The organism is Oscillospiraceae bacterium, assembly GCA_035353335.1.
GTDB lineage: Bacteria > Bacillota > Clostridia > Oscillospirales > JAKOTC01 > DAOPZJ01.
The window spans coordinates 5,673-10,125 of sequence record DAOPZJ010000052.1; the positions used below are offsets into that span (position 1 = coordinate 5,673).

At 52.3% G+C, this 4,453-nt stretch carries 5 protein-coding genes; 3 read left to right on the forward strand and 2 right to left on the reverse strand.

The genetic code is table 11. The annotated features are described in order from the left end of the window. Window positions 1-83 precede the first annotated feature (83 nt). The 3 genes from PKH29_10195 (at window position 84) to PKH29_10205 (ending at window position 3,001) form a co-directional block, all read left to right on the forward strand. Window positions 84-1,373: a hypothetical protein gene (locus PKH29_10195; protein ID HNX15204.1), complete on the forward strand. Its 1,290-nt coding sequence runs from the start codon at window positions 84-86 to the stop codon at window positions 1,371-1,373. 132 nt (window positions 1,374-1,505) lie between these two features. Continuing rightward, on the forward strand, window positions 1,506-2,108 hold the full coding sequence (locus tag PKH29_10200; GenBank protein ID HNX15205.1) for an abortive phage infection protein: 603 nt from the start codon (window positions 1,506-1,508) through the stop codon (window positions 2,106-2,108). Beyond that, the gene (locus PKH29_10205; protein ID HNX15206.1) at window positions 2,105-3,001 is read left to right on the forward strand and encodes a nucleotidyl transferase AbiEii/AbiGii toxin family protein; all 897 of its coding nucleotides are present in this window, start codon (window positions 2,105-2,107) and stop codon (window positions 2,999-3,001) included. Before PKH29_10200 ends, PKH29_10205 begins: the two co-directional genes overlap by 4 nt. A 181-nt stretch (window positions 3,002-3,182) precedes the next feature. Here PKH29_10205 and PKH29_10210 read toward each other — a convergent pair whose 3' ends face one another. Then, window positions 3,183-3,383: a hypothetical protein gene (locus tag PKH29_10210; GenBank protein ID HNX15207.1), complete on the reverse strand. Its 201-nt coding sequence runs from the start codon at window positions 3,381-3,383 to the stop codon at window positions 3,183-3,185. Between the two features lie 162 nt (window positions 3,384-3,545). Further along, window positions 3,546-4,337, reverse strand: a complete 792-nt coding sequence (locus PKH29_10215; protein HNX15208.1) for a tryptophan-rich sensory protein — start codon at window positions 4,335-4,337, stop codon at window positions 3,546-3,548. Window positions 4,338-4,453: the final 116 nt, after the last annotated feature.

A 4,453-nucleotide genomic window follows, 5' to 3' on the forward strand; every position in this document is an offset into this window, starting at 1 on the left:
CCGTTCCCTACAAATAAATTACCTTGACTTTCCCTCATATTCGGCTACAATGAAAACAAATAACACGCATCGGAGGAAGTCCTATGAAAGACCTTTCCGTCCTCGAAAAAATCAAAGACCCCGACATCCGCGCCGGGGTTCTCGCCGCCATCGAAAAAAACCTGATCCCCGCCTGCCACGAGCGCGCTTATCCCGGCCATTTCGGCATCTGCGCCGACGGCAAGGGCTTCGGCGAATACAGCACCTGGCCGGGCCTCGACTCCTGGCAGATCGCGGGCGCCTACCTGCTGATGGGCATGGAGCAGATCGTGCTCGGCTATTTCGATTTCGTCGAGGCCTCCCAGCGCGAGGACGGCAACATCCCGTTCGCCGTGTGGCGTGCGGAGGACTTCGCCGACCCGAAAAATCGACAGACACACGCGCGAGGTCTGCGCTACCCCGACGACGTGTTTGAATTCATCCCCAAGGGCAAAAAACATAAGCCCGAAAAATGGATCGGCCTGTTCACCCATTGGGTCGTCGAAAACCCCCTGTGCCTGCTCGGCACGATCTGCTATCCCCTGACCGCTTACGAAATCTATCAGACCACAAGGGACAAGCATTGGCTCGCCAAAAAACTGCCCTCGGTCGAGCGCGCCTGCCGCTATATCCTCACCAAGAAAAGCCCTGCGGGACTCATCGGCGGCGCGGGTTTTTATATCGAACTGCCGCCCCGCGCGGAGTGGGACGGCATCACCCAGTGCTATTGTTATAAGGCGTTCAACGAGATTGCGGAGCTTTACCGCGTGCTCGAAGACGACGCGAAAGCGGAAGTATGGCAAGCCGAAGCGGACGCCCTCGGACGGGCATTTCGCCGCAGCTATTGGAAAGACGGAAGATTCGCCGAGTATATCCACCCCGAGCACGGCCCCGTCACCTTCCACGGCTATACCGACACCGATTTCGCCGCCATCGGATACGGCCTCGCCGACGCCGGGCAGATCAACCAGTTGTGGAACACGCTCAAAGCCCAGAAGAATTTCTGGTGGGGCGGTATGCCGACGCAGGCGGTCACGATGCCGTTTCTGTACCGCGAATGGGAGCTCGGCCGGCCGGTGGATTTCTCGGTGAACGGCCCCATCTACGACATCGCCGCCATCGGCAGGGTCTGGTTCGTCGAACTCAACGCCTGCTTAAAAATGCGCGATTACGACCGCATCCGCGAGTCGGTGAAACTCGTGTGTCAGATGGGCCTCGCCCACGACGGCTATTGGTATGAGCGTTATCATATGGTGCAGAGCAACAAAGTCGTTCCCGCCGGCCCCGAGGGCTATTGCGAATACGCCGCCATCCTCACCCGCATCGTCCTAGGAAACATCGAACTGTTTATTTGAATATTCGTTTCATCATAATCAATCAATTTCAAAAAAATTTTAGATCAATGTTGTTATTTTCCGTTGCCGGTGGTATAATACTTTTCGAACACAAATTTTATAAACTGTGTTTGAAAAGTCGGTGTTAAATCAATGAAAAAAAAAGAAACCGCAAAAAAAATAATTTCAGAAGCAGGCGGTATTGCAAAAACCGCGCAGCTCATCACTGCCGGACTTTCTAAATCCGACGTTGCTTTTCTTTGCCATGGCGGATTTATTCAGCGTATTCGCCACGGTTATTATCAGCTTTCCGAAAAAAACGATGTCCGCGAAGAGCAGCTGCTTGCGGCATTGCTGCCGGAGGGCATCGTCTGCGCGGAATCCGCGCTGTTTCATTACGGTTACAGCGATTTTGCCCCGAGAAAATGGTCGATCGCCGTTCCGCGCTCTATTGCTAAAGTAAAATCGAAAATTGATGCTGTTCCGGTGAAAATCTATTACATTCAAAAAGGGCAATATCAACTCGGAAAAAAAACTTCCGATTTTAACGGCGTGACGCTTGCAATTTATGACCGTGAACGCACGATTTGCGATTGTTTCAAATACCGCACGAAATTGGACAATGAACTCTTCGGCAAAGCGATGAACGCCTACGCTGCCGATGACCAAAAAAATCTCGCGAATTTGTCGAAATACGCAAAGGAAATGAAGCTTTACAAAAAAGTGGCCGAGCTGATGGAGGTGCTGTTGGGATGACCGATACGGCAGCGTCCGTGCTTGCGCGGCTGAAAAAGAAATCTTTTGAAAGCGGAAGAAGCTATCCGTTATGCTTGCAGCTTTTTTGCGAAGAAGAATTTTTGCGCCGTTTGGAAAAATCCGAATATGCCGAAAATTTTGTTTTAAAGGGCGGATTGTTCCTCTATGCTCTTACCGATTTCGACAGCCGCGTCACCACGGATGTCGATTTCCTTCTCAGGCAGATCCCGAATACACCGCAGCGGTTGAAAGCGGTTCTTGAACAGATCATCGCAGCACCTACCGAAAACGATTTCATCACGTTTGAAATTAAAGAGGTGGCGCCTGTTTCAATTCGAAAAAAATATTCGGGAATCAGCGCTTCGATTGTTGCCCGCATCAAAAACACCCGTACGACATTCGGTATTGATTTCGGCATCGGTGATGTTATCGTTCCGGGACTGAAAAAGCGAAAAATCCCGACGCAGCTCAATGATTTCAACGCGCCGACGGTTAATACATACTCAATTGAGACCACGATCGCCGAAAAACTTGATGCGATTTTGAGTTTGATGGAATTTTCGAGCAGAATGAAGGACTACTACGATATTTATTACCTTGCCGGTAAATTCGATTTTGACGGCGGCATCTTGTGTAAAGCACTGCAAAAGACCTTTGAAAACCGAAATCGTTCTTTTTTCGCCGAACAGTTTGCGCAGATCATGACCTGTAATACCGATAACGGCATGCATAAAAAGTGGAAGGCCTTTACCCGTAAGATTGATATAACGACAGATGATTACGACGTTATCCTGAAAACGATAAAAACTTTCCTCGCCGAACCTTTTCAAGCGGCAATCGAGGGCTCGGATTATCAAAAAAGGTGGTCTGCTTGTTCACTCGAATGGAAGTAAACAAAATCAAACCGAACCTGAAACTCAATCAGGCCTTCGACAGAACTCAAATTTCTCACCGTTTTTCCTTGATATAACCGAATCTAAAACCCCTCCGGATTCGTCGTTCGGGAGGGGTTTTCCATCGTTTAAAACCGCAAACGGTGCGCAATCCGTGCGACGGGAACGAGGTCGTCGCTCCCTACAATCCTTTCCCGTCGCTCTCATAAAACCACAAACCGCTGCTGCCCTTTTCCGGCAGGGTGATTTTAAACTCCCCGCCCACCGATGTCCGCGCCGTCCCGCCGTCCGCATCCTCAAACACATATTGCCCGCCGGGGATTATACCCTGCAAATTCACCGTAACGCTTTCCTGCCCGCATTCCTTCCTGCGGAAGGCCAAAATCGTCCCTTTGTCGGCGACGGGGTCGTGGAACTGCCAGACACAAAAATAATCGGCCTCAAAACTCCGCGTTCGGGAGAGGCCGATCCTTTAAAGAAAAAAATAATTGACCGCAGCGCGTCCGCCTTCTCTGTTCCGCCGCGGGGGCGGATTCGGGATGGTTTATTTTTTCGCCCCGGCGGGCAGGACGGAAAAGCGGTTGCGCCAGAACGCAATCAGGGCGATCACAACGAGCAGCGCGGCGCCCGCGAGCGAGACGGTCTCCAGGGTGCCGTATTGCCCTTGAAAGCCCTCCGGGGCTTTTAAAAACAGATAAATTCCGAAATACGCCCAGGCGACGGGGAGCGGGAACGCGGCGTTGCGGAGTTTGAGCATCACCAACCCCAGCAGCACGACGGCAACCGACAGCATGATGATCGCCCAGAGTTCGTTCGAAAGGCCGAAGCCGTTCCAGCCGAGTTTCGTCAGCGCGGCGGCGGCGTTGACGACCGTCGCGATGAAGAGCCACCCCGAATAGAGCCCGAACGTCAGGGGCAGCAGCCAGCGTCTGCCTTGGCGGATCTCAAGCAGTTTTTTGTCGATCAGAGCCAGCGTGACGAGGAATGCGGCGATGAACAGGGTCGAAATCTCGACCTGAACGAAGGAGAACATCACGATCCAGGCGACGTTCAGGATGCAGGACAGCCAAAACAGCGCCGTGATGCGTTCGATCGCCTCCTGATAATACGGGTCTTTTTTCCGGGCGATCATCACGATGACGGAAATCAGCAGCAGGGCGTAGATGACGCTCCAGATGCTGAAGGTGAGCGGGCCCGGCGTGATGAGGGTGACGTACATGTCCGAAATCTGCTTCTGGGTCAGCCCGTTGATCAGGCCGATGGCGCCCAGGGTGTTGACGGCGAGGGTGATGAGCAGGGATACCAGGTTGAGCACTGCTTTTCGGGTGGTTTTCATACGAATCCTCCTTTTGGTTTTGGTCTGATTTATTTGTGCGGATTTATTTTTTGCGGGGGACCGGGCCTTTCCCATGTAAAATATGCGCCTTTGGGCCGATCATTCACACCCCGGGG

Bases quoted from the DNA above. Each gene is read 5' to 3' on its own strand.
- PKH29_10195 (HNX15204.1), top strand. From the start codon at position 84: ATGAAAGACCTTTCCGTCCTCGAAAAAATCAAAGACCCCGACATCCGC.
- PKH29_10200 (HNX15205.1), top strand. From the start codon at position 1,506: ATGAAAAAAAAAGAAACCGCAAAAAAAATAATTTCAGAAGCAGGCGGT.
- PKH29_10205 (HNX15206.1), top strand. From the start codon at position 2,105: ATGACCGATACGGCAGCGTCCGTGCTTGCGCGGCTGAAAAAGAAATCT.
- PKH29_10215 (HNX15208.1), bottom strand. From the start codon at position 4,337: ATGAAAACCACCCGAAAAGCAGTGCTCAACCTGGTATCCCTGCTCATC.